The organism is Sodalis ligni (genome assembly GCF_016865525.2).
In the GTDB taxonomy this organism is placed as follows: domain Bacteria; phylum Pseudomonadota; class Gammaproteobacteria; order Enterobacterales; family Enterobacteriaceae; genus Acerihabitans; species Acerihabitans ligni.
Window position 1 is genome coordinate 5,796,295 of the sequence record NZ_CP075169.1, and the last position, 22,925, is coordinate 5,819,219.

General features: G+C 54.9%; 21 protein-coding genes and 4 pseudogenes. 9 read left to right on the top strand and 16 right to left on the bottom strand.

What is annotated here, in order from left to right:
* Positions 1-252: 252 nt before the first annotated feature.
* The 3 genes from GTU79_RS26915 (at position 253) to GTU79_RS26925 (ending at position 2,951) form a co-directional block, all read left to right on the top strand.
* Positions 253-936 (top strand): SDR family NAD(P)-dependent oxidoreductase, encoded by a 684-nt coding sequence (locus GTU79_RS26915; RefSeq protein WP_203520496.1) that lies wholly within the window; start codon positions 253-255, stop codon positions 934-936.
* Between the two features lie 97 nt (positions 937-1,033).
* A complete protein-coding gene (locus GTU79_RS26920; protein ID WP_203520494.1) occupies positions 1,034-1,942 on the top strand; it encodes a LysR family transcriptional regulator in 909 nt (302 codons plus the stop codon).
* A gap of 115 nt (positions 1,943-2,057) precedes the next feature.
* Complete coding sequence (locus GTU79_RS26925; RefSeq protein ID WP_203520492.1) at positions 2,058-2,951, top strand: MBL fold metallo-hydrolase; 894 nt, start codon at positions 2,058-2,060, stop codon at positions 2,949-2,951.
* Here GTU79_RS26925 and GTU79_RS26930 read toward each other — a convergent pair.
* The 6 genes and pseudogenes from GTU79_RS26930 to GTU79_RS31705 all read right to left on the bottom strand — a co-directional run.
* Entirely contained in the window at positions 2,944-4,185 is a 1,242-nt protein-coding gene (locus GTU79_RS26930) for an Ig-like domain-containing protein (RefSeq protein WP_203520490.1), read from the bottom strand. The genes GTU79_RS26925 and GTU79_RS26930 overlap by 8 nt on opposite strands.
* Before the next feature lie 207 nt (positions 4,186-4,392).
* Positions 4,393-5,358, bottom strand: coding sequence for an Ig-like domain-containing protein (locus tag GTU79_RS26935; protein WP_203520487.1), 966 nt, complete (start codon positions 5,356-5,358; stop codon positions 4,393-4,395).
* 57 nt (positions 5,359-5,415) lie between these two features.
* Entirely contained in the window at positions 5,416-5,979 is a 564-nt protein-coding gene (locus GTU79_RS26940) for a hypothetical protein (RefSeq protein ID WP_214513531.1), read from the bottom strand.
* Entirely contained in the window at positions 5,906-6,436 is a 531-nt protein-coding gene (locus tag GTU79_RS26945; RefSeq protein WP_214513532.1) for a hypothetical protein, read from the bottom strand. Before GTU79_RS26945 ends, GTU79_RS26940 begins: the two co-directional genes overlap by 74 nt.
* A 212-nt stretch (positions 6,437-6,648) precedes the next feature.
* Positions 6,649-7,089 carry a helix-turn-helix transcriptional regulator gene (locus GTU79_RS31700; protein ID WP_420854208.1) on the bottom strand — a complete coding sequence of 147 codons (441 nt, stop codon included), beginning with the start codon at positions 7,087-7,089 and terminating at the stop codon, positions 6,649-6,651.
* A pseudogene (locus GTU79_RS31705) lies at positions 7,069-7,651 on the bottom strand (cupin domain-containing protein); the annotation flags it as partial. The pseudogene GTU79_RS31705 and the gene GTU79_RS31700, both read right to left, overlap by 21 nt.
* Before the next feature lie 50 nt (positions 7,652-7,701).
* Between GTU79_RS31705 and GTU79_RS26960 the strand changes: the two are divergent.
* Positions 7,702-8,925, top strand: coding sequence for an MFS transporter (locus tag GTU79_RS26960; RefSeq protein ID WP_203520481.1), 1,224 nt, complete (start codon positions 7,702-7,704; stop codon positions 8,923-8,925).
* A 7-nt stretch (positions 8,926-8,932) separates the two neighbouring features.
* Here the strand turns inward: GTU79_RS26960 and GTU79_RS26965 are convergent.
* Positions 8,933-9,376 (bottom strand): annotated as a pseudogene (locus tag GTU79_RS26965) (GTP-binding protein); the annotation flags it as partial.
* A gap of 69 nt (positions 9,377-9,445) precedes the next feature.
* On the opposite strand from GTU79_RS26965, the gene GTU79_RS26970 reads away from it, so the two are divergent.
* Positions 9,446-10,971, top strand: a protein-coding gene (locus tag GTU79_RS26970) for an IS3 family transposase (RefSeq protein ID WP_203520476.1) whose coding sequence is annotated in 2 segments (ribosomal slippage) — positions 9,446-9,890 and positions 9,890-10,971 — 1,527 coding nt in all. Because the reading frame shifts where the segments join, the coding sequence is not laid out codon by codon here.
* 37 nt (positions 10,972-11,008) lie between these two features.
* On the opposite strand, the pseudogene GTU79_RS26975 reads toward GTU79_RS26970, so the two are convergent.
* The 4 genes and pseudogenes from GTU79_RS26975 to GTU79_RS26990 form a co-directional block, all read right to left on the bottom strand.
* Positions 11,009-11,524: pseudogene (locus tag GTU79_RS26975) on the bottom strand (GTP-binding protein); the annotation flags it as partial.
* 28 nt (positions 11,525-11,552) lie between these two features.
* Positions 11,553-11,756, bottom strand: coding sequence for a YbdD/YjiX family protein (locus GTU79_RS26980; protein WP_132924755.1), 204 nt, complete (start codon positions 11,754-11,756; stop codon positions 11,553-11,555).
* 68 nt (positions 11,757-11,824) lie between these two features.
* Positions 11,825-13,978, bottom strand: coding sequence for a carbon starvation CstA family protein (locus GTU79_RS26985; protein ID WP_203520474.1), 2,154 nt, complete (start codon positions 13,976-13,978; stop codon positions 11,825-11,827).
* 262 nt (positions 13,979-14,240) lie between these two features.
* The gene (locus tag GTU79_RS26990; RefSeq protein ID WP_203520472.1) at positions 14,241-14,807 is read right to left on the bottom strand and encodes a TetR/AcrR family transcriptional regulator; all 567 of its coding nucleotides are present in this window, start codon (positions 14,805-14,807) and stop codon (positions 14,241-14,243) included.
* Between the two features lie 166 nt (positions 14,808-14,973).
* On the opposite strand from GTU79_RS26990, the gene GTU79_RS26995 reads away from it, so the two are divergent.
* Positions 14,974-15,600, top strand: a complete 627-nt coding sequence (locus GTU79_RS26995; RefSeq protein ID WP_203520470.1) for an NADPH-dependent F420 reductase — start codon at positions 14,974-14,976, stop codon at positions 15,598-15,600.
* Between the two features lie 145 nt (positions 15,601-15,745).
* Here the strand turns inward: GTU79_RS26995 and GTU79_RS27000 are convergent, their stop codons facing one another.
* On the bottom strand, positions 15,746-16,339 hold the full coding sequence (locus GTU79_RS27000) for a TetR/AcrR family transcriptional regulator (RefSeq protein WP_203520468.1): 594 nt from the start codon (positions 16,337-16,339) through the stop codon (positions 15,746-15,748).
* Between the two features lie 107 nt (positions 16,340-16,446).
* Here GTU79_RS27000 and GTU79_RS30885 point away from each other — a divergent pair.
* Positions 16,447-16,557: pseudogene (locus tag GTU79_RS30885) on the top strand (glutathione S-transferase family protein); the annotation flags it as partial.
* An 8-nt stretch (positions 16,558-16,565) separates the two neighbouring features.
* On the opposite strand, the gene GTU79_RS27005 reads toward GTU79_RS30885, so the two are convergent.
* The 4 genes from GTU79_RS27005 to GTU79_RS27020 form a co-directional block, all read right to left on the bottom strand.
* The gene (locus tag GTU79_RS27005) at positions 16,566-17,087 is read right to left on the bottom strand and encodes a hypothetical protein (protein WP_214513535.1); all 522 of its coding nucleotides are present in this window, start codon (positions 17,085-17,087) and stop codon (positions 16,566-16,568) included.
* Positions 17,053-18,198 carry a hypothetical protein gene (locus GTU79_RS27010; protein ID WP_214513536.1) on the bottom strand — a complete coding sequence of 382 codons (1,146 nt, stop codon included), beginning with the start codon at positions 18,196-18,198 and terminating at the stop codon, positions 17,053-17,055. Before GTU79_RS27010 ends, GTU79_RS27005 begins: the two co-directional genes overlap by 35 nt.
* Positions 18,199-18,569: 371 nt before the next feature.
* Positions 18,570-20,027 carry a YncE family protein gene (locus tag GTU79_RS27015; protein WP_253073441.1) on the bottom strand — a complete coding sequence of 486 codons (1,458 nt, stop codon included), beginning with the start codon at positions 20,025-20,027 and terminating at the stop codon, positions 18,570-18,572.
* 32 nt (positions 20,028-20,059) lie between these two features.
* Positions 20,060-20,470 carry a DUF305 domain-containing protein gene (locus tag GTU79_RS27020; protein WP_132924743.1) on the bottom strand — a complete coding sequence of 137 codons (411 nt, stop codon included), beginning with the start codon at positions 20,468-20,470 and terminating at the stop codon, positions 20,060-20,062.
* 293 nt (positions 20,471-20,763) lie between these two features.
* On the opposite strand from GTU79_RS27020, the gene GTU79_RS27025 reads away from it, so the two are divergent.
* On the top strand, positions 20,764-21,504 hold the full coding sequence (locus GTU79_RS27025; RefSeq protein ID WP_132924741.1) for a response regulator: 741 nt from the start codon (positions 20,764-20,766) through the stop codon (positions 21,502-21,504).
* Positions 21,501-22,817: an ATP-binding protein gene (locus GTU79_RS27030; protein ID WP_203520464.1), complete on the top strand. Its 1,317-nt coding sequence runs from the start codon at positions 21,501-21,503 to the stop codon at positions 22,815-22,817. The genes GTU79_RS27025 and GTU79_RS27030 overlap by 4 nt, the downstream gene beginning before the upstream one ends.
* Positions 22,818-22,925: the final 108 nt, after the last annotated feature.

Genomic DNA, 22,925 nt, shown 5'->3' on the forward strand with positions numbered 1-22,925 from the left:
ATGGCCGAGACACAATAACTCTACGGCCACAGAGTTATCGAGGCGTCCGGGCGTCGATTAATGACGTTATGGCATCAATGAAATGAGGTTAGCGTTGTCGACAAACCCGTCGCTCCCCAGCAGACTGTGGGTTTTATTCACATCGCTCCGTCAGACATACTGGCTTATTGTAAGATCCTATCAGTCAATCTTTCTGACGGCATATTACCGACATCCTTACGGATGACCGCGTTTACTCTTAATGGAGGTTTTATGACCAATGAATCTACCGCGCTTATCATCGGCGCCAGCCGCGGGCTGGGATATGGTTTGGTACGTCGTTTTCTTGAACGGGGCTGGTTTGTCATCGCCACCGAACGCCAGGGTTCCACGCGGCCCGATCTGCGCCAGTTGGCGGCGAGCCAGCCGCGCCTGTCCGTCGAGACCGTGGATATCGATAAAGAAGAGGAGCTGCACGCCCTGGCCGCAAAACTCTCCGGCCGCCAGATTAATCTGCTGATGGTGAATGCCGGCACCGCCGGGGATGCCGCGCTACCGTTCGGCGAACGGCTGCTGGCGGTGATGCGCACCAACGTTATCGGCGCCATGACCGCCACCCGGGTTTTATCGCCCCTGGTGCGGGCCGGCGGCGCGGTGGCGGTGATGTCATCGGAATTGGCCAGTATTTCCGGCAATACCGACGGAGGCTGGGAACCCTACCGCTCAAGCAAATCCGCCCTGAATCAATCCCTGCGCAGCTTCGCGGCGGAAAGTCAGCATGCGCCCTGGTCGCTGACGGCGGTGGCGCCCGGCTGGGTCAGAACGGATATGGGTGGACCGGACGCGATCCTGGACGTTGAAACCAGCACCAACGGGGTCGCCGATATGCTGCTGGGCCGCCTGGGTAAAAAAGGCATCGCGTTCCTGAACTACCGGGGCGAAACCCTGGGCTGGTAATCACCCAGGTCCGATACAACTCCGCTCGCCAACGCTGACCGATTATGACGATAATGATCGTAATCTGAACTGATGCCTATAAGGCATGGGCGGTCATATGGAATTACGGCATCTGCGTTATTTTCTGGCGATTGCGCAGACGGAAAATGTCCGGCTGGCCGCTGAACATCTGCATGTCACCCAGCCGGCCCTTTCCCGCCAGTTAAAAGATCTGGAAGACGAACTGGGCATTACATTATTCGAACGCCTGCCCCGCGGAATCCGTCTAACTGCCGCGGGAAAGGCTTATGCCCGGGAGGTACAGCGGATACTGGCGGATCTCGACTCCGCCGGCGAACGAACCCGGCGTGTTGCCGCCGGCGAGGCGGGACGGATAAGGCTAGGCTTTCTGGAAATTGCCGCCTGGCGCGGCATCATGCCTGATGTTATCAGTGCTTTCTCCACGGCCTGTCCCGATATCGGTATGGAGCTGATTGCCGGCAACACGCCGCAGCAGTTGGAAATGATGCTTGCGGATACGCTCGACGGCGGTTTTATTTACCTGTTCAACCCGCTGGAAGACCCATTGACCGGTCTCGCGCTGCGCCGCGACAATGTCGTGCTGGCGGCGCCTTCGGCCTGGGGCCATCGTTTTGCCGAAAGCGTCGCGGCCAGAGATCTGAAAGGCGTGCCCTATATCGGTTTCCCCCGTGCAGGATACCCGGCGTATTTCGACCAGTTACTGAGCGCCTGCCGGGCCGCTGGATTTTCGCCGGATTTTGTCCAAACGGCCCGTGACGAGGGTGCGGTACTGAGCCTGGTGTCGGCGGGGATTGGCGTGGCTATCGTCAACAGCTTTAATCTTTCCCGGCCCCTGCCGCAGGTGGACTACCTGCCGCTGACGGATATCTCCGTACCCTTGCCGCTCTATTTTGTCTGGCGCCGGCGTCATCTCAACCCGGCCCTGGACCGTTTCGTCGAACTGCTGGCGCAGCACGTCGCGGAAGATGCCGGCAAAAGGCATTGATGCTTTGCAGGCATCAAAACACCAAAAATTCGGCATTGGCGTTTATCGTGCCGGCTTGCCATGATCATAAAGAACGCTTGTTGTCATCAGGCCTGCTTATCGCGGGGAAAAAAATATGTCAGAAAATACCGTCTCTTACCGGCTGGGAAACGCCGTCATCACCCGCATCGTGGAAACGCAGTTTCCGCTGGCGTTCAACACCCTGTATCCCGCCGCGCTGGAGGATATGGATGAGGCCGTCGCACGCCGGAAACTGCCGGTGGATTTTACCGCGGCACAGGAGATAACGCTTAGCGTGCATTCATGGCTGATTGACATGGACGGTTTGAAAATTCTCATCGACACCGGCATCGGCAACCATAAGCCCCGGCCTTTCAGCGCGCTGTTCCATCAGTTGGAAAACCCGTTCCTGCAACGGCTGGCGGCGGCGGGCGCCGCGCCGGAAGACATTGATTATGTCCTGCTGACCCACCTGCATACCGATCATGTGGGCTGGAATACCCGCTGGGTGGACGGCGCATGGCAACCTACCTTTCCCAGGGCCAAATATGTTTTGCCCCGGACAGAGCTGGAGTATTTTTTTACTCCCGCCGGGGAAAAACGCCGCATGCTGTTTGACGACAGTATCTTGCCGGTTATTTGTACCAATCAGGCGGTTGTCATGGCCGCGGACGGCGGTGAGATTTTGCCGGGTATCGCTTATCATCCCGCGCCGGGCCACAGCGCGGGACATATGATTATTTCCCTGCGTTCCGGCGGCCGTGAAGCCATTTTCTCCGGCGATGCCATGCACAGCCCGCTGCAGGTTGCCCGGCCGGAGTGGGGATCAACCTACTGCCTGGACCCCCACACGGCCCTGGCATCAAGATTGGCTTTGCTGGAACAGGCGGCGCAAAACAAGGCGCTCGTTCTGCCTGCGCATTTCCCCGGCGCCTCCGCCGGGTTTGTCACGCGGGAAGGGGATGGATATTCATGGCGCTATGGCCGTTCGCCGGCAACGCTTAAATAAATGTCGTATCGACATTGGACGTCGTCGCCGGCTCCGTTCTGATGGTTGCTGTAAGCCTGACTATCCCGACATCGCCAGCAAGCACCCTGACACTAATAGAGCCATCCGTGCCGGTTGTCCCTGTAATTGGGATGGGGAGCGATGTGCCGAGAGCGGTAGTGGAAAAATCCAATACGATGCCGGGTTGAATTGTACGGTCAGCGAGCGAGTAAACGGTGAAGAGCACTATATTCCCTATGGGCTTTGCAGCAGGCGTATTATCTGTTATTACGGTGTTGGCAATAAAATACCGCTGTGCAGGCTCGGTGAAAGTCACAATGACATGGACGGGCTGCAGGCCGGGTTGCGAATCAACAACGGCGGTAATCTCCACTTCCCCGGCCTGGGGGCTAAGAATATCTACCAGCAATTGACCAGCCTGGTCAGTCGCATTGGCGGCCATAATCGTCGCGATAGGAGGAGTCGCGGTAAAACTCATTCTTTCATTAGCCGCCAGCGCGCCATTCCGGTCAAGGGAGAAGATAATAGCGTTGGAAAGGCCGCCGACCGGTTGATAGTTTCTGATCGTATTGGAAGTGAGGGAATACACCGCCGCCGGAGTAAAATTCAGGAAGGTATTATTATTGGCGCCGGGAACGCTGGGCACCTGGGCGTTAATCAACACCTGGCCGGGCGTGCCGTTGGTGACATACAGATCATAGAGCCCGTTGTCATCGGTTATCCAGGGGCCTGTCGGTGGAATCGGCATCGCCCCCCCGCCGACGCTGAAAGCCAGCGCTGTTCTGGGTACGGGAGCGCTCCCTGCCGCTTGATAAAGGCGATAACGCATGGCGTTTCGGCTGATTCCGTCGGCCGGTGCGTTATTTTGCAATACCGCCCCGGAGAGATTGATATCAGCCAGGGGATTGTTATCAAAGCTGACGCTTTCCCTGGATTGGGTCTGATAATAGTTGCAGGTGATGAGCACTGTTTCCGCCCGGGTATCGGTAAAAAATACCGTCGCCTCCCCTTGCCCGTCCGTGGTAGCGGAGCATTGCTGGGTTCCATCGCTAAACAGGGCATCGCCGGACAAACTGAATGAGAGGAGTTGTCCGCATAACGGGCAGCCTTGATAACTTAACCGCGCGGTTGCGCTATTGGTATCGCAACCGTCGGCTATGGCATTCGTGGTGGCCGCCAACGTCAAGTCATGGCATTCACCCTGATGAATTGATGGCAAAGTGTTGTCTGACATAGTTGCCTCCGGCTGTTTGGCTTTATATCGGCAGCCCGTATACGGCACGCTGAAAAAACTGTCCGATTCTGGGGCATAACTGCGTAAGGATTAGGTAAATCTCACATCCGCATAGCTATTCGTCAGTGGCTCTAATACGATTCCGGCAGTAACCGTGACGGTCTCGATAACCGAATTAATCAGGGTTATGCGATAACTTCGCCTTCGCTATGATGGAACAAAAGTCACATCGGTATGAATATTCACTGAGGGGTCAGCTATCAAGTAGCATGTTACCGTCACTCTCTCAGGATAGAAATTAGTGACATTCAATAAATACTGTCCATTGTTATCTGTATAACCCGAGCTGGGCAACATGGCATTACAGGTAGCTCGAAATTCTAGCTGTGCATCTCTTACCGGTTGGTTTCGACTATTCAAAAGAAGATATAACAATTGAGCCGGGGTCGTGCCATTGGCGGGAACGAAGTCATTTTCCACACTAACGATTAAAATGTCATTGGACCTGAAATTAACATTATCATCCTTATAGATATCCGGCTGATCGGCAATGTATGCGCGAACCGAGACCGGGCCAGGTGTCAATGTATACATGTAAAGAGTGAGCATGCCTTGTGAATCGGTCCGGCTGTCAACGGCAGGAATTAAGTTGGCCTCGCCTGATAAACGCGTAAAATTAATAAGCACACCAGAAACTGGCTGCCCGGCGGAATTCTGCACTGTATAAATTATGGTATTAGGCAGAATACCGTCCGCATAAGCATTATTTTGATCAACTCTTGAATTTAAAATGAGCACCGGAGAAGCAGCATCTTCAAAGGTAGAATTCTTTCTCGCTAAAATCTCTTCACCATTCAAAGGAGTAAAACTGCTATAGACTGTCACCTCTTGAGGAAGGCTATTGATAAAAGTGATAGTGGCATTACCCAGACTATTGGTATTAACGGAATCACGTTGCAAGTTGTTGGTGGTGAATCTTGCGCTGCCCGTTAGCTCAAAGTTAATAGTCCTCTGAGCCAGGTAATTATTGCCAGATTTCAACGTAGCCGTTGCGGCATTAGTTGCAATGCCATTCGCCAGAGCACCTGACGTCACCGCCAGGGTCAGGCTGTAATCGGCTAATGGCTCCTCTTCGGGGAAGGTTTCCTCATCTGAACAGGGTTTTTCTTGCATAATAGACCTCTGGCTGATATAGAAATATCGGGAGCATGTTTAATAACAGCAACGAAGTTAACCACCATTTGAAAGTATTTCCGCATCAAAATTCTCCGCAGGCTCCGGCTGAATATTGAGAAGTCCTATAGGCGGCGAAGCGAACACAGTATCTATAAACAGTGACGAACCGCTGGCTTGAGGCAGAGAGAGTATCACGGTCACCGGCTCAGCAACCGAGTCAATAATATCAATGGTGGCGGATTGATCGCTGTTGAGTGAAATCAACGAATAGCTGGGACCGCCGATATTCGTGCCGCCGATAATGGATGCAGTACTGCTGTTCTGAATTTGCGCCAAAATCTGGGTGATAGGCGTTCCTCGATTGGAAACGGTGTCCGTTTTCACATAAATGGAGTTGTATGTTCTATTATTCGCCGGTGCGCCGGTAGTATAATTGACATATAATATTTTATCTTCACCGGCCCGGAAGGGACCGAAAAACGTCGTGGAAATAGAAGATGCGCTAGTGGCCAGTTCATAAGCACTTACAAAATAATTTTCCTGATCATATGAAAATAGACGAAAAACCTTGCCCGGTGGAATCGATATTAAGTTCATAAGTCCTTTCTTCTGTTTCATAGAAATAAGCCATTCCGTTGCTTACACTAAGCCTGATTCTAGCGCCCGGATTGCCATAGACCACACCGCGATTAAAAGGATTCACCCTAATAGCGTCGAAATCGAGATTGGCGGCTCCGATGGAAATTATCATTGACAATGAAATGGTTATATTCACATTCAAAGGATCTGAACTGGTAGGATTATCGAAACGATCCGTGATAGTGTAGAATATTGTATTTACGCCTCGCCGTACCAACTGCACCGGCACGAAACCTGTTATGGGGAAATCCGTATCTGGATTTCTGATAATATAACTGCCTATTAATATACCATCCCAAAATACCTGTACGACATCATCCACCGCTGGATTCTGGTTACGAAAGATTTGATATATCACGCCGCCAGCGGATTGGATGTTGGCCGTCGGTATTTGCCCATTCATTATTTGTGGTAAAAAGGGAGGTGCAAGTGCCATTGCCGTTCCTTAATCGATGCTCGCATGGATGCATCAATATTTATTTAGGGTCAATGATTACTTTTAATAGTGATAGTAGAGAAAACCCATTGCTTTGCAATGGCATTTTTTGCCAGCCTTAATGTTAAAAATAGCGGGAGAAGTTCCTTTATTTTTGCAACGAAATAACAGCATAGCAAGCCATGGGCCGCCGACTGCCCCCGAGAGGTAGCTTATTTGTTTTGCGCCCGAAACTGACTGGGAGCCGTGCCGACAATTCGTTTGAACGCGCGGCTGAAGGAGGCTTCGGAATCGTAACCCAGCCGGCGGGCCACCTCCGAGATACGCGCGGCATCACGGCTAATCCATTGCCGCGCCAGATGCATTCGCACCTGTGCCACATAGCGGGCCGGGGTTTCTCCCACAATAGCTGAAAATTTACTGGCGAAGCTGGAGCGCGACGCCCCCATAACCTCCGCCAGTTCACGCAGCGGCCAGTCGCGATGGGGACTGGCATGAATGGCCGCCAGTACCCGGCCGATTTCAGGATTCCGCACCGCGGCTATCCAGCCGGTGGCATCAACGCTGCCATGTTCCACCCAGGCGCGAATTATCTGGGCGGCCAGCACGTCCGCCAGGCGGGCGATAATGCCGCAGGCGCCGACCCGGTTCATCTCAACTTCACATCCCATGGCTTCCAGCAGGTGCAAAATGGTGGGCTCGCATTTCATCAGCTCATCGGCGCGCATCACATCCGGCATCATCCGCAACAGCGGATGCAGGCTGTCGAGATTAAACCGCATGGAACCGGAGAACAGCAGGCAGTTTTCTCCTTTGGCGCCGGAATGGTAATCAAACATATTGCCGCTCAGCGCTTTGCACTGCCAACGGGGGAACTGATGCGGCGTCGCCCCCGGCTCGCTCGCCAGCGCATGGGCGCTGCCGCGGGGCAACAGCACGGCATCGCCGGCCCCCAGTTCAATCCATTGGCCGGCAGGGTTAAGCAGCCAGCACCCCCGCTCCGAACACAAAATGAAATATCGCGTCCTGCCGGGCCGGAAAGGCGAACGCCCAGGGCGCGGCCAGCGTGCAGCGGCCATATTCCACTCCGTCCAGCCTGAGTCCTTTGAGCATATCCGTCAGGGGATCATGAGGGGTCGGCGGGGCCAATTTGGACGAATTGTCATGCATTTTGGTTTTCCTAGCATGGAAGTTCCAACCCATCGACTGTAACATCCATTTAACCGCATTGAAAAGCGAGTGCTGACACTTTTTTTGGAGAAACCATGACAGAAAAAAGCTGTATCGGCGATGACGCCCTTGCCTGCCCCGCGTCCCGTGCCGATGATGAACGGAGCGCCGCCTGGTATGCGGTGCTTTCGCTGTCAGTGGGTGTATTCGCCCTGGTGACGGCGGAATTCCTGCCCGCCAGCCTGCTGACCCCCATCGCCGGAGATCTGGGCATTTCAGACGGCGCCGCCGGGCAGGCCGTAACGGCCACGGCCCTGGTGGCGGCGGTGGCGGGACCGGCAGTGGTGCTGGGCACCGGCCGAATCGACCGGCGTAATGTCGTTTGGGGTTTAACGCTGATGCTGGTGCTGTCAAACCTGCTGGCGGCGTCAGCCTCGACTATTTGGGCGCTGATTGCGGCGCGGGTGGTGCTGGGCATCGCCCTCGGCGGGGTCTGGTCCCTGGCGGCGGCCCTGGTGCTGCGGCTGGTTCCCGCCCGGTTATTGGCGCGGGCCATGATGATCATTTTTACCGGCGTCTCGGCGGCGACGGTGTGCGCGCCCGCATTAGGGTCCTATCTCGGCGCGCTTTGGGGATGGCGAGCCACGTTCCTGGCGGCCGCCGGTATCGGGGTTTTGGCGCTGCTTTTGCAATTGCTCAGTCTGCCGCGGCTGCAACCGGAGGCCGGCGCGGGTTTCGGGACTTTCGGCGTCCTGCTGCGCCGTCCCGGCATCCGTATCGGTCTTATCACCGTCATGTTTGTCATCTCCGGCCATTTTGCCGGTTTTACCTATATCCGGCCTTTCCTTGAGCAGGTCCCGCATCTTGACGTTCGCATGATCTCTCTGGTGCTGCTGGCGTTCGGCATCGGCGGCTTTTTCGGCAATATCGCCGGCGGAATGTTGGCCGGGCGCAGCGCCAGACTGGCGGTCGCCCTGGGTTCGCTGCTGTTGTCGGCCATGGCGTTTTCCCTGCTGGCCGACGGCGCATCGATATACATCGCCTTTATCGCCACCGCGGGCTGGGGTTTTGCCTTTGGCGCTTTCCCGGTCAGCATCCAGACCTGGAATACCCTGACCGCCCCCGATCATGCGGAAACCGCCGGCGCCCTGCTGTTGACCACCTTTCAGATAGCCATCGCCCTGGGGGCGGTTGCCGGGGGGGTGCTGGTGGATTCCTTCGGCCCGCCGGGAGCCATTACCTATAGCGCACTGACGGTGCTGGCCGGCGGACTGACGATGCTGCTGTTCGGCCGCGGCCACGGACAGCCAGCGGCTTGAGGCCGCTTTATGCCAGCGCCGCGAAGCCGGCGCGGATCTCCGCCTCAGGCAAATCGATGCCGATAAACACCAGCACGCTGGTTTTTGCCTCGTCCGCACGCCACTCCCGGTCCCAGTCGGCGTTGTACAGCCGCTGCACGCCCTGGAACAACAGCCGGCGGGGATCGTCTTTGATGGCTAGTATGCCCTTATAGCGCAGCAGGTTATCGGCATATTTTACCAGCAGGCTTTCCATGAAATCCGACACCACCGGCAACTCCACCGCGTCGTCCAGATACACCACGATGGATTGCACGCTATTTTGCGTTGGGATAAGCGGACGGAATAACGGTTTGGCCACGGCCACCCGATCGTTAAGAATAAAACCCTCGACGCCAAACAGCTGCGTTAGCGGAATATCGCCGTTCACCACCCGATAAACCGGCGCACGGGCGTTAATGGCCTGCAGGCGCCGCACCCCCCCTGTCAGGATAGATGGCATCCCCTACTGAAAATCTAATTGGGGGTAGTGGAGCCTGACATGAAACGTTATTCACCTGAACGTAAAGCTGCTGTTTTGGACAAATTATTACCTCCTCACAACATGACTGTTAGCGCACTTGCACAGCAAGAAGGAATATCGGAAGCTACCCTTTACAACTGGCGTATTCAGGCCAAATTGGAGGGAAAGCCCGTGCCCGGAGCGAATAAAACTACCGAACAATGGTCGACCGAAGCCCGTTTTGCCGTGATCGTGGAAACTGCCACACTCAGTCAAGCCGAGTTAGGCGAATATTGCCGTCGTAAAGGGCTTTATCCAGAACAAATAGCCCAGTGGAAACAAGACTTCCTTCAAACGCCACAACCCGATACCCGGCAGTCGCAAAAACAGGCCCAAAAAGAAATCAAAGGGCTGAAGCGAGAACTGGCCCGAAAGGAAAAAGCCCTGGCGGAGGCGGCCGCGTTGCTGGTGTTGCGAAAAAAGCTCAATGGTTATTACGGGATAGCAGACGAGGACGACTGACGCCAGCGAACGAGCGAGTGCAATTTATCCGGTGGATAGGCGAGGCGACGAGCGCCGGTGCGCGCTTGCTCCCCGCCTGCCGAGAAGTGGGCATCAGCCTGCGCACCTGGCGGCGCTGGAACGGGCAGGCCGAAGACCGCCGGCCTTCGGCGGTGCGCCCACGACCGGCCAATAAGCTGACACTCGCCGAAGAACATCAAATACTGGCCGTGTGTCACGAGCCGGAGTATGCCAGTTTGCCGCCAGCGCAAATCGTGCCACGTCTGGCGGACACAGGGGTCTATCTAGCCAGCGAATCGACGTTTTACCGGATCCTGCGGCGCCACGGTCAGGTGCATCATCGAGGGCGTAGCCGGGCACCGCTGAAGGTCAATAAACCGACCAGCTATCAGGCGCTTGCGCCCCGCCACGTGTGGACATGGGACATCACCTGGCTCGCGTCACGAGTCCGTGGCCGGTATTTTTATCTGTATCTGATAGAAGATATCTTTAGCCGGAAAATCGTCGGTTACGAGGTTCACGAAGAAGAAAATGGTGACCAGGCCGCCGCCCTGCTGCAGCGTACCGTGCTGCGTGAACAGTGCTACCGGCAACCTTTGGTGCTGCACGCCGATAATGGGGCGCCGATGAAATCCCAAACGCTGAAAGCAAAGCTGGAAGAACTGCAGATCACCGGTTCGCACAGCCGGCCGCGGGTCAGCAACGACAATCCGTATGTAGAATCGCTGTTCAGAACGCTGAAATATGTTCCAGCGTGGCCGTCATCGGGCTTCCTGGACCTAAATGAGGCAAGACAGTGGGTTGAGTGTTTTAGCCGATGGTACAACGAAGAGCACCGGCATAGCGCTATCGGTTATGTGACGCCGGAACAACGCCATCAGGGGCATGACATTGCCCTGTTGGCAAACCGAAAAGCCTTGTATGAATCAGCCCAAAGGGCCAACCCGGAACGATGGTCAAAACACTGTCGCCAATGGCAACGTGTCGAAGTGGTGATGTTGAATCCGGATAAGCCGGAAACAGCGCTGGAAAATGCAGCATAAAAAATGACTAAGGGTGCCAACATCCTTGACAGCCGCCGCGCACCAGCGCCTCGCAATCGCCGGCCACATCCGTTTTGGTCAGCAGGATGCGGTCCGCGAATCCCACCTGGGCCTGGGCGATAGGAAACCGTGACAGCTGCTGTTCGGCATGCACCGCGTCCACCAGCGTAATCACGCCGTCCAGCAAAAAGCGGGTATTGATAATCTCATGGGAAAAAAAGGCCTGGATAATCGGGCCGGGATCGGCCATCCCGGTACATTCGATAACCAGCCGGCTGAAATCCACCTCTCCCCGGTCAAGACCGGCGAGCAAATCCAGCAGCGCCCGCTCCAGTTCATTGGCGCTGCTGCAGCAGATACAACCGTTGCTCAACGTGGTTATGCGCGTGGCGCGGTCGCCCAACAGATCGCTGTCAATGGGCGCCGCGCCGAATTCGTTTTCGATGACGGCTATTTTTTCGCCGTGATCGGCATTCAGGATATGGCGCAGCAGGGTGGTTTTCCCTGCCCCCAGGAAACCGGATAAAATAGTGGCCGGCAAAGGCGTGTTCATACTTGGATCCTCTTGACCAACCTTAGCGTCAACAACAGCGGAATCCCCCTTTGCCGCTGCCGCCGTAACGCGCCTCCTGCCTGTCGCGGAAGAACGCTTCATAGTCCATCACCGGCTGATCGGGGTGATTGGTGGCCATATGCTGAACATAATTGTCATAGTCAGGAATACCCACCAGCATCCTGGCGGCCTGTCCGAGATATTTTCCTGCCTGACCCAGATTTCCAAACATAGGGCATCTCCGCTGTGATACCCGCATCACTATGAAGGGTGATGCGGGTTGTGAGTCATCTATCCCGCTCAGTGACCGGACGAGGTGGTTACCCCACCTTCGGGGAGCGCGATATAAGCGGTTTCTTTATCGGTGCGCTGGCTGGTCTTGCGAGCACCCATCACCGTTTTGATTCCGTAGAATATGATGCCATAGACCACAATCAGGAACAGTACGCTCAGCACCGCATTCGTATAGTTATTGACGACAATGTGATGCATATTGCTTATTTGCTGCGCCGTCAGGCTGGCGCCCTGCTCGTCGATCTTGCGGCTGTAGGCGCGGGCCAGGTATAGGAAGCCCTCCAGTTGAGGATCCTGGCTGAACAGTTTCAGTCCCAGCGCCCAGGTGGTGCAAATCAGCAACCAGACGGCGGGAAGGACGGTCACCCAGATATAACGGGTGCGCTTCATTTTCACCAGCACCACGGTGCCCAGCACCAGCGCCACCGCCGCCAGCATCTGGTTGGATATGCCGAACAGCGGCCAGAGGCTTTTCACGCCGCCCAGGGGATCCACTACCCCCTGGTACAGCAGGTAGCCCCATAGCCCGACGCATCCCGCGGTGCCCGCCATACCCGCAGGCAGGGAGTCGGTCTTCTTCAGGAAGGGGACAAAGTTCCCCAGCAGATCCTGCAGCATAAACCGGCCGGAACGCGTACCGGCATCCAGCGCGGTCAGGATAAACAAGGCTTCGAACAAGATACCGAAATGGTACCAGAAGCCCATGTCGGCGCCCGGCATGATTTTATGGAAAACATGGGCAATACCAACCGCCAGGGTCGGCGCGCCCCCCGCCCGGTTGAGGATCGAGGGTTCGCCGATATCGTGGGCGGTTTGCAGGATTTGCTCAGGGGTGATCACAAAGCCCCAGGAACTCACCGTTGCCGCCGCGTGCGTCGTCACATCCCGCAGGTTGGACAGGATCAGTGCCGAATCCGCGCCGCCGAGGTTATGCAGGTCCGGCATGGTGATGCCCAAGGCCACCGGCGGGGTATTCATGGCGAAATAGAGTCCCGGTTCGATAATAGACGCCGCCACCAGGGCCATGATGGCCACAAAGGATTCCATCAGCATCGCGCCGTAGCCGATAAAGCGGGTATCGTTTTCACTGGCCAGCAGCTTGGGCGTGGTGCCGGAGGCGATCAGGGCGTGGAAACCGGATACCGCGCCGCAGGCAATGGTGATAAACAGGAAGGGGAACAGAGCGCCTTTCCATACCGGGCCGGTGCCGTCGATAAAACGCGTCACCGCCGGCATTTTCAGATCGGGACCGATAATCAGGATGCCGATGGCCAAACCGACGATAACGCCGATTTTAAGGAACGTAGCCAGATAGTCCCGGGGCGCCAGGATAAGCCACACCGGCAGCAGGGAGGAGACAAAGGCATAACCAATCAGGGTAAAGGTAATGGTGGTATCTTTGAAGGTTAACGCCGGTCCCCAATAGGGGTCATGGGCGATAACGCCGCCAAAGTAGATGGCCGCCAGCAGCAATACCACGCCGATGACCGAGACTTCCCCCACCCGTCCGGGGCGGATATAACGCATGTAAATGCCCATCAGCAAGGCGATGGGCACGGTGGAGCAAACGGTAAAGACGCCCCACGGGCTTTCCGCCAGCGCTTTCACCACGATCAGCGCCAGCACCGCCAGGATGATGATCATGATGAGAAAGCAGCCGAACAGGGCGATGGTGCCGGGTACCGGGCCCATCTCTTCCTTGATCATCTCCCCCAGGGAGACGCCGTTACGCCGGGAAGACATAAACAGCACCATAAAATCCTGCACCGCGCCGGCCAATACCACCCCGGCCAGCAGCCACAGGGTGCCGGGCAGATATCCCATCTGCGCCGCCAGTACCGGGCCCACCAGCGGTCCGGCGCCGGCGATGGCGGCGAAGTGATGCCCGAACAGCACATTTCTGTTGGTGGGCACATAGTTGAGGCCGTCATTATTGATCACTGCGGGGGTCGCGCGGTCGGGATCCAACTGCATGACGTTTTTAGCAATAAAAAGACTGTAGTACCGATAGGCCACCAGGTATACGGCGACGGAGGACACGACAATCCATAGGGCGCTGATGTTTTCTCCGCGGCGCAGTGCGACTACGCCGAGGCAGCACGCGCCGATCAGGCCGATGATCATCCAGGGTATATGTTTAAGCAGATTATTCTTCATCATTTCGCTGTCTTCAGTAGGTAAAGATAAGACGGTACTCTATGACAATGATGAAGAAATCAACCGTGAATTTTGGTTAAACGGTCATTAAAGGGGCGGAAGCGGTCGAATAGACAATTAAAGGGTTTTGCGTTTTTCAATATTAATGACTCAGCATGACCGCCTTAGCCAAGGTTTCGGTAAATTTACCCATGATGAAATAGCAATCGGCCCTCAGTTCAGCGTTGCCGTCATGGGAATGACAACCTGGCGGCAATAGGGCGCGTTATGCCGGCACAATGGGGCAAACCGTCGCCAGCGCCATGGTCACCAGTCCCTCTACCAGATAGCGCAGCTTCGGTTCGGTTTCCGCCGAGGCCTTCATGCTGGTGGTGGCAAGGCACATGATGGCGGCTATGTCCTCAGCGGACAATGCCCCTCCTCCCTTACAAGCCGGCAGGAGCACTGCCGCCAAATGCGCCTTGAACTGGGCGTGCTGTTCCGCCACCGCCTCCGGGGCGTAAAGGGCGCAGTTTGCCAGCAGCTCGGTGGCGTTTTCCGACGCCAGCACCGCCGTGACCGGACCGACAATCCAGATGTCAAACAAATTGATAAGCCGCGCCTTGAGATCGACCGTACGCGCCAGCATGGCGACGGTTTCCTCCTGGCTTTTGGCGCACTGCTGCCTTATCAAGGCGGCATAAATCGCCTCTTTACCGGCAAAAGAGGCATACAGCGTCGGTCTGGACATCGCCGCCGCCTCGGCGATATCGCTCATACAGACTTTGCAATAACCATGACGGTGGAAAAGACGCATCGCCGCGTCCAATATCCTCTGTTCTTTTGTTTGCACGCGTTTTAAAACCTCATGGATACATCTTTACACTTTTCAATTATTGTAAATATGATATCTTACTTTACACTTTATGAAAAGTGTAAAGAAGCAGACCGTCAAATTCAATGTTATCCGCGCCTCGCAACGCCGAGGGCGGAACACCCTAATCAAAGGAACTTTTAAAATGAAAATCGGCATAATCGGTGCGGGATATGTTGGTCGCGCCCTGGCCGCTGCGGCGGTAAAGAACGGCCATGAGGCCATGATAAGCAACTCCCGCGGTCCCCATACCTTATTCAGCGACGCCGCCATGCTGGGCTGCAAAACCGGCACCATAGACGACGCGGCTAAATTCGGCGATATCGTGATTGTCGCCATTACCCTCAAGCATTACAAAGCCGTCCCGGTTGAACCCCTGGTGGGCAAAATTGTCATCGACACCAATAATTATTATCCCCAGCGCGACGACAAAATAGACGTCCTGGACAACGGCTCCACCACCAGCAGCGAACTGCTGGCGGCCCACCTGCCGAAATCCATCATCGTCAAGGCCTTCAATGCCATTATGATGACCCACATCGAACGGGACAGCCAGCCCGCCGGCTCCTTTGACCGCCGCGCGCTGCCCCTGTGCGGCGATGATGCCCAGGCGAAAAAACGGGTGGCGGATCTTTACGATCAGTTCGGTTTCGACGCGGTGGACGTCGGACCGCTGTCCGAAGGCTGGCGCTTCCAGACCGGCACGCCGGCCTACTGCGTCCGCCTGAATAAAGAATGGATACAAAAGGCCCTGGCGGCCGCCGTTCGCTAACAGCGGACAGATGCCATTGCTATACGTTCAATGCATGCCCCTTTTCCCTTGCGGGAGGGGGCAATGTTCCCTTCAAGCGCTGTTTCGGCGGCAATCCCAGCGCTACCAAGCGCAGCAGCGGATGGGCCGGCATGGTTATAAAACCTTAATCCCCGCTTCCTTCACAGGATAATTTTTTCATCAGCGCCTGCTGCATCTCCTGGATCCAGGGCTCATTCCCCACCGCGCGTTTAAGCAGATTGGTCCCGACCATGGACGCGAACAGCAGCATCAATTCTTCTCGTTGCCGCCCTTTCGGTTCCGGTGATGCCGCGTTGACAAAGAGTTCGCACATCCCTTGCGCGCCTTTCCGATAGACCTGGCTAAACGGCTCCTCGGCGGCATGTCCGGCGGCATCCTGGCCGAGGGCTATCATCGGGCAGGTTTTTTCCGGCGGTTTTTCCGTGAGGTAATATTCCGCCAGTTGCCGCAGCCTATTGGTTCTTCCCGATCCGGGACCGGCGCTGACCAGTTCTTTCCAGGTCGTCGTGGAGCGTTCGAACGCTTCGGCGCAGGCCTCGGCCGCCAACGCTTCCTTAGACGAAAAATGTTTATAAAAACCGCCCTGTGTCATGCCGGTGGCTTCCATGATTTCGGCAATACTCACCGCATCAATCCCTTTCACCCGGAACAATCCCGACGCGGCGTCAACGATGCGGGCGCGATTCTGATCAGCCTGTGCACGAGTAGATCTTCCCACAATTGACCTCTGTGAAATTAGATGTTATTTGAACTTTAATTCTTGATGAGAGGGTAATCAACCCCTAATTCGAAAAGAGACCGGCAACCGCTCATTTTGTTATTCTCCAGGTAGAACGATGGCTGAGCAAAGCGGCCGGAGAAATCCGCTATGGTCCCGCTTCGGCCCGGCTTATCAAGCAGTTCGCCGCCCGTGCAGACTACCCGGCGGCTCGGGCGCGACCGGTTCAGGCCACGCCGTGTTGTTTGATAATCAGGTTAAGCAGCGCTTTGGTAAATACCGGGCCCAGGCCATTGGTATTTTTTCTATCATGCGGCGGTGAGAGGAAATCCTGACCATAAGATTGATAATGGGCAATATCATAAATAATCTTTGCCATAAAATGGGCATTATCCATCATGATGTTTTTTTGCAGCATAGGATCGCTCTTGATGGCCTGAATAAGCTGTGCGGCATCAACCCTGACGTCTAAAGCGTTTTCGTAGCTTTTTATAAACAAATCATCAAAGATAAAGGCCTCCTTACCATTGGCAAATATGTCTTCATCGAAAAACTCAAGAATCTCATTCCCATCGCCCAGCTGTCGGCTTTTAGGAGAATAAACAAAACTGGTTGTTCCGACCTGTATATTTGCATCTTCCGCAAGCTCAGTGATGCGCAATCTATCCTTGCGGGCCACGGTTTTATCAAAATAATCCACCATAACCACTATTCTATGGCGAGAGTCCATCGGCAGGGTAAATCCCATCAGCGGTTCTTGAAAAGGTATCTCGGGAGCGTTCATGATTTTGACGTAGCAAAAGTATATTGCCTTTATATTTACGGAAATATTTCTCCAATTGCAATAGATAATATTCCACCCTAAGCATTGCTTGCTGTAAAATGCGATCGTCATGAGTGTCAAGGGTATTTTTCAGGTATATTTTTATACTATTTTGAGGATGATAACGCAGAGAGCCAAACACATTTTTTTCCGTAGACAGCTTTAATTTCAACAAAGCTTGATTTACGACACCCTGGGCCATATTGATTTCCTTTCTGAACAAGTCGATATTTTCCCTGAGATAAAAAAATCGGTCTGGAATATCTTTATCACGATCTTTCAAATACCTTATACACACCTCCTCTGTTCTGTAATTATTTTTTATTTCTTTAGCAATGGCTGCATACTGATCCAACTTTTCATGTTCAAATGCTGAACGATAGTATTTCATTGGATTGATAAATTGCTTCAGGCCATTTATAAAATGTGTTTCACAAGCATGAATCGGCTGGTCGGCAGCACCACCCGGCACGTTAAAAGGGGGCGTCTGGCCGCGTTCGGTTTCCGCGGATCTATCAACATGGCTCTTATCGGCGGGGAGAATGGGCTTGGCGGGGCGGTTGCGTATGGCGGGCGCGGCGGGGGAGCCTTTTTTTCTCGAAAAACCGCCCGCCGTTTTTCTGCCCGCAACACAGGGTTTTCGCAATGGAAACTTATCAAAAAAACAGATGTTTCCACAAGACAACACCGCACCGCTCGCATTATGCGTATCGGGCAAGGAAGTTATCAATATTTCCCTGCCAAATGAAATAGTTTTGTTATGATCATTATGATTGGGCTTCAGTGAAAGTAACAGTATCGTCACGTTCAAAAGGGAAGATGCCAGCATGTGCTTATTGATCTGCTTTTCATTTTTTTTGCGGCAAAGGGTCACATTACCGGCATGGGCTAGTTGCTGAATAGCCCTTCCTTCCTCAAATGGGTTACATTGGTAAAAAACCGTATTGGCCTTCGTCGATGATTTACCTTTTTTTTTGTGCCTTTGCTGGTAGACGCCGATTGTCCGCTGGTGATCATGAATGGATGAAATAGGCATACCTTCTCCTTGGGATAGCTTGTTATTTATATAGTTTCAATTTATGGCCATAAAAAAATAAAATATAATATCTACACATCTCTTTAACCAAAATTATTATGGAATATATATCATTATTATTTGCGGCAATATAGACAGAATGTTAATCAGCATAAAAATAGTGTTTTTACCAGCACTAGGCTATATTGGATTGAAAGTTACTGTTTCTCATACAATTATTAAATACTATAAACAGATTATTCATTAGTGTGATGAACTTTATAGCGTCGGTCTTTCGGCAAAGGTGAATAGCACAGTGCCCGTATCAGACATGCTGGAACGGGCTATTTGCGTTAAGGTATCAATCCGGCGCTTGGCCTTTCGACGCGGCCTTACCGGACCTGAATCTGAATGGGTTTACCATATCCATCGGCGTTACCTTTTACTATCACCAGATAACGGCGCTCATCAGCGTGATGACTGTCCACGATTTGCCTGATGGGCCCCACCGCGTTGACAATTGCCGCACCCGCCGGATTAGTCATGAATTGAGACAGGGGTTCCAGTTTGCCGCCGCCATCCGCCTGTGGAGAGAGCCCCAGCAGATAGTTTTGCTTGGGTTCCAACCCGGTGGCCGAAGCCTGTAATATTTGGGTAATCCCCTGATCAAAGAGGGAAAGCGTGGTGGCCGTCGGCGCATTATGTACCGCGTTGACATTTTTCAGCGCCAGATGGACCGCCTGGCCGGCAATGCCCAGCGGTTGCAGTCCTTGCATGCCGTCGCCGGCGGGAACGGCGTTCGGAACGTAGGCCACCGCCTGGGGCGCCTGTCCGATGGGTATGGTGGCAATGACCTTATTACTCAACGTATCAATGGCGGTCAATGCATCGGCGTTTTCCAGTCCGACATACACCCTGCTGCCATCGCCGGACGGCCAAACGCCATGGGGCAGATTACCCACCGGAATTGAAGCCGTCTGGGTAAAATCATCGGTACGATAGACATTGACCCGATTGAGTCCGCCGATGGTCACATAGGCGAAACTGCCTTTTGCGTTACGGACAATATTGACATGATTGGTTATCGGACCGGTATCGAGCGTTTTCAGCAGGGAAAAGGGCGGTTTTGCATCAAAGACCTGCACTTTGCCGGTATCTTTCAGGGTAAGCCAGACCTGTTTCCCATCCGGCGTGGCGGCGATATTCGGACAGAACGGGCTGGCCTGTTTGATGCTGCCGACAATCTTATGATCGCTGACGCCGATTACCACCGTCTCGGGGTTAAAGGATGAGCAGACATAGCCGTACCGCCCGTCAGGGGAGAAAATCTGCATTCCCGGCCCGCCAGGCACCTTGATTCGGCTCTTTTCTTCCCCGCTGGCCGCATCAAGCACAGACACATAATCTTCGCCACGCACCGTCACCCATATTTCTTTACCGTCCGGGGTAAAAAACGCTTCGTGCGGCGAACGCCCGATATAGGTCACATGCTTCACCGCATTAGTGGCCGTATCGATCAGGCTGACGGAGTTGGAGCCTATGGAAACCACCGCCAACGTTCTGCCGTCCGGGGAAAAGCCCATGCCGTGCACCAAAACCTGCCCCTTGTAGAGCGGGCTGAGGTTGGCCGGCTGCGCATCCCCTAATTTGATAACCCCCAGCAGGGTATTGCTGGCGGGGTCGGTGACCGAAACGGTATTGGAAAACTGTTCCGCCGCGTAAACGCGATCGCGGTGGCTGATGGCAATGTCCGGCGCGGCGGCGGCATAAGGCGCTTGTCCGGCCCAGGACAAATAAGATGTCAGCGCCAGGGCAGTCGCCATCGCCGTACGTGCAAAGTGTCGTTTCATGATCCTTACCTTCTATTCGTTATGGTGTGGTTTCACCGGGCCGGCGAGATCTGATCCGGCGCCGGCAGGGCGGGAGGCAACGGTTTCCCCAGCGCCTGATACATGGCGGTAATTTCCTGTTGCTGGGTCACGATGATTTCCTGGGCTATGCGTTTGAGCTGTGGGTTCTTACCGTAGCGAAGCTGAGCCACCGCCATATCAATGGCGCCCTGATGATGGGGCGTCATCATGGCGACAAAATCCTCATCCACGTTGCCGGAGGGGCTGATGGCCATATTGGCCATCATGGTATTCATCGCCCGATCGTTATCCTGCAGGAACGGCTGCTCGGCGGCGGTTTGCGCAGGGGACGCCGCACTGTCGGCATGTTTATGGGCTTCAGCGCCCTGGCAGAGCAGCAGCGCGCCGCCGAGGATAATGAGATAACGGGAGATGGCGTTCATAGGGTTTCCTTCAGCGTTATGGCGGATGACCGTGCCGGCCGGCCAGAAGCGGCCAATTAAAGCAAAGGGATGTATCGGAAGTGTTTCCTGATACCGGGGGATTTGTATTTTTATGTAGAGGGGCCCTGCAGGAAATTCAGCGGACATAACAGTGAATATCGGCCCTGGCCGCATCCGCCGGTTGAAAGCGCCGCGTTGGCGGATACAGTGGGATACAAAGCCGCCCGTTTTCCCTGTTTAACTAGGGTAAACTGATGGCGATTCGTGCCCCGCCCCTAAGAGAGGACGCTACTGTGGAACATACCGATCATATCCTGATCGTCGATGATGACCGCGAAATTCGCAGTCTGATTGCCGATTACCTGCAAAAAAACGGCTTACGCACCACGGCGGTGGCGGACGGACGGCAGATGCGCGCGTTTCTGGAAACCACACCGGTGGATTTGATTGTGCTGGATATCATGATGCCGGGGGATGACGGCCTCACGCTTTGCCGGGAACTACGCAGCGGAAACCATAAAGGCATACCGGTATTGATGCTTACGGCGAGAAGCGAAGATACCGACCGTATTGTCGGCCTGGAAATGGGGGCCGACGATTATCTGGTAAAACCCTTCGTGGCCCGCGAACTGCTGGCGCGTATCAAAGCCGTACTCCGCCGCACCAGGATGATGCCGCCCAATATACAGATAACCGAAGCGGCCCGCATGCTGGCCTTCGGCGAATGGCTGCTGGATACCACCGCGCGTAATCTGGTGGACAATGAGGGCGTGATGGTGGCGTTAAGCGGCGCCGAGTACCGTTTATTACGGGTTTTCCTCGATCATCCGCAGCGGGTGCTGAACCGTGATCAATTGCTTAATCTGACGCAAGGGCGCGATGCGGAGCTGTTCGAGCGTTCCATCGACCTGCTGGTCAGCCGTTTACGGCAGAGATTGAACGACGATGCGCGGGAGCCTTTCTATATCAAAACCGTGCGCAGCGAAGGGTACGTTTTCGCCATGCCCGTCGAGATAACCGAGGCTAACAAGTGAAACGCGCCTGGCGACTCTGGCCGCAGACACTGGTATCGCGCCTGTTGCTGATTCTGCTGCTGGGTTTATTGCTGGCCAACGGCCTGACGCTCGGCCTGCTGCTGCTTGAGCGTGCGCAAAGCGCCAAAGCCATGATGCTGGGCAACCTGGAATATGATGTAGCCACAAGCGTTGCCATCCTCGATCGCCTCCCCGCCGTTGAGCGTCCCGCCTGGATCCCCCGACTTGATCGGGTTAATTATCACTACTTATTACAGCAAGGCCGGAGCGGCGATTATCCCACCGGGAAACGATTACGGGATACCGCTCGTTCATTAAAAGCAGCCCTGGGGGATCGGTACCACTTGAAAGTGAACGCCATCCCCGGCGATCAAGGACGTCTGCAAGCCCATATGCGGTTAAGCGACGGCAGCCCGTTAACCCTCGATCTCGTCCCGCGCACCATGCCGTTTGCCACCTGGCTGCCGATTGTATTGGTTATTCAGTTGGTGTTGCTTTTGGGCTGTACCTGGTTCGCGGTCCGTAATGCCGTGCGCCCGTTGGTGGCGCTGACGCGCGCGGCGGAGTCCCTAAATCCCGATACCTCGGCGGCGGTGAGAATGGCGGAGAGCGGGCCTGTGGAGGTGCGTAACGCGGCAAAGGCCTTTAATGCCATGCAGGATCGTATCGCCGCTTATCTAAAGGAACGGATGCAAATTCTGGCGGCAATTTCACACGATCTGCAAACACCGATAACCCGCATCAAATTGCGTTCCGAACTGATGGAAGAAAACGACATCAAAGCCAAACTGCTCCAGGACCTTGAGGAGATGACCCATCTGGTACGCGAGGGCGTAGCCTATGCCCGCACCAGCGAAAGCAGCAGTGAAAAGCCTTGCCGAATCCAGCCCAATGCCTTTATCGATAGCCTGGTCTGTGATTATCAGGATACCGGGCAACCTGTTACCCTGGCGGGCAAACTGCCGGGATCGGTGCTGACCAAACCCCATGCGCTACGGCGATCCCTGTGTAATTTGATCGATAACGCCCTGAAATTTTCCGGTAGCGCCGAAGTGGTGGTGGGACAGGCCGCCGGTAACATCATCATTCAGGTTCTGGACCGGGGACCGGGCATTCCTCCGGCGGAACTGTACGCGGTGCTGCAGCCGTTTTATCGGGTGGAGAGTTCGCGCAATCGTATGACCGGAGGAACCGGACTTGGGCTGGCTATCGCCCAGCAACTGGTGGCCTCCCTCGACGGCAGCCTGGTACTGGCAAATCGGGACGGCGGCGGACTGGCGGTGACAATAACGCTCACGGACATGACAGCTTAAATTGTATCCCTATGTCGCTAGTGCGGAATACGCTACATCGGATTACATTATCGCCGCCGGCGAAAATAGTAGGGATACATGGCAATGGTTAAATCATCTCGTCGGGCC

What these genes read in the sequence shown, in the direction of transcription:
- GTU79_RS27015 (WP_253073441.1), bottom strand. Translation starts at nt 20,027, where the DNA reads ATGAAACGACACTTTGCACGTACGGCGATGGCGACTGCCCTGGCGCTG.
- GTU79_RS26935 (WP_203520487.1), bottom strand. Translation starts at nt 5,358, where the DNA reads ATGCAAGAAAAACCCTGTTCAGATGAGGAAACCTTCCCCGAAGAGGAG.
- GTU79_RS27010 (WP_214513536.1), bottom strand. Translation starts at nt 18,198, where the DNA reads ATGCCTATTTCATCCATTCATGATCACCAGCGGACAATCGGCGTCTAC.
- GTU79_RS26920 (WP_203520494.1), top strand. Translation starts at nt 1,034, where the DNA reads ATGGAATTACGGCATCTGCGTTATTTTCTGGCGATTGCGCAGACGGAA.
- GTU79_RS31700 (WP_420854208.1), bottom strand. Translation starts at nt 7,089, where the DNA reads ATGAACCGGGTCGGCGCCTGCGGCATTATCGCCCGCCTGGCGGACGTG.
- GTU79_RS26985 (WP_203520474.1), bottom strand. Translation starts at nt 13,978, where the DNA reads ATGATGAAGAATAATCTGCTTAAACATATACCCTGGATGATCATCGGC.
- GTU79_RS26980 (WP_132924755.1), bottom strand. Translation starts at nt 11,756, where the DNA reads ATGTTTGGAAATCTGGGTCAGGCAGGAAAATATCTCGGACAGGCCGCC.
- GTU79_RS26995 (WP_203520470.1), top strand. Translation starts at nt 14,974, where the DNA reads ATGAAAATCGGCATAATCGGTGCGGGATATGTTGGTCGCGCCCTGGCC.
- GTU79_RS27020 (WP_132924743.1), bottom strand. Translation starts at nt 20,470, where the DNA reads ATGAACGCCATCTCCCGTTATCTCATTATCCTCGGCGGCGCGCTGCTG.
- GTU79_RS27005 (WP_214513535.1), bottom strand. Translation starts at nt 17,087, where the DNA reads ATGGGATTTACCCTGCCGATGGACTCTCGCCATAGAATAGTGGTTATG.
- GTU79_RS26960 (WP_203520481.1), top strand. Translation starts at nt 7,702, where the DNA reads ATGACAGAAAAAAGCTGTATCGGCGATGACGCCCTTGCCTGCCCCGCG.
- GTU79_RS26915 (WP_203520496.1), top strand. Translation starts at nt 253, where the DNA reads ATGACCAATGAATCTACCGCGCTTATCATCGGCGCCAGCCGCGGGCTG.
- GTU79_RS26930 (WP_203520490.1), bottom strand. Translation starts at nt 4,185, where the DNA reads ATGTCAGACAACACTTTGCCATCAATTCATCAGGGTGAATGCCATGAC.
- GTU79_RS26945 (WP_214513532.1), bottom strand. Translation starts at nt 6,436, where the DNA reads ATGGCACTTGCACCTCCCTTTTTACCACAAATAATGAATGGGCAAATA.
- GTU79_RS26925 (WP_203520492.1), top strand. Translation starts at nt 2,058, where the DNA reads ATGTCAGAAAATACCGTCTCTTACCGGCTGGGAAACGCCGTCATCACC.
- GTU79_RS26940 (WP_214513531.1), bottom strand. Translation starts at nt 5,979, where the DNA reads ATGAAACAGAAGAAAGGACTTATGAACTTAATATCGATTCCACCGGGC.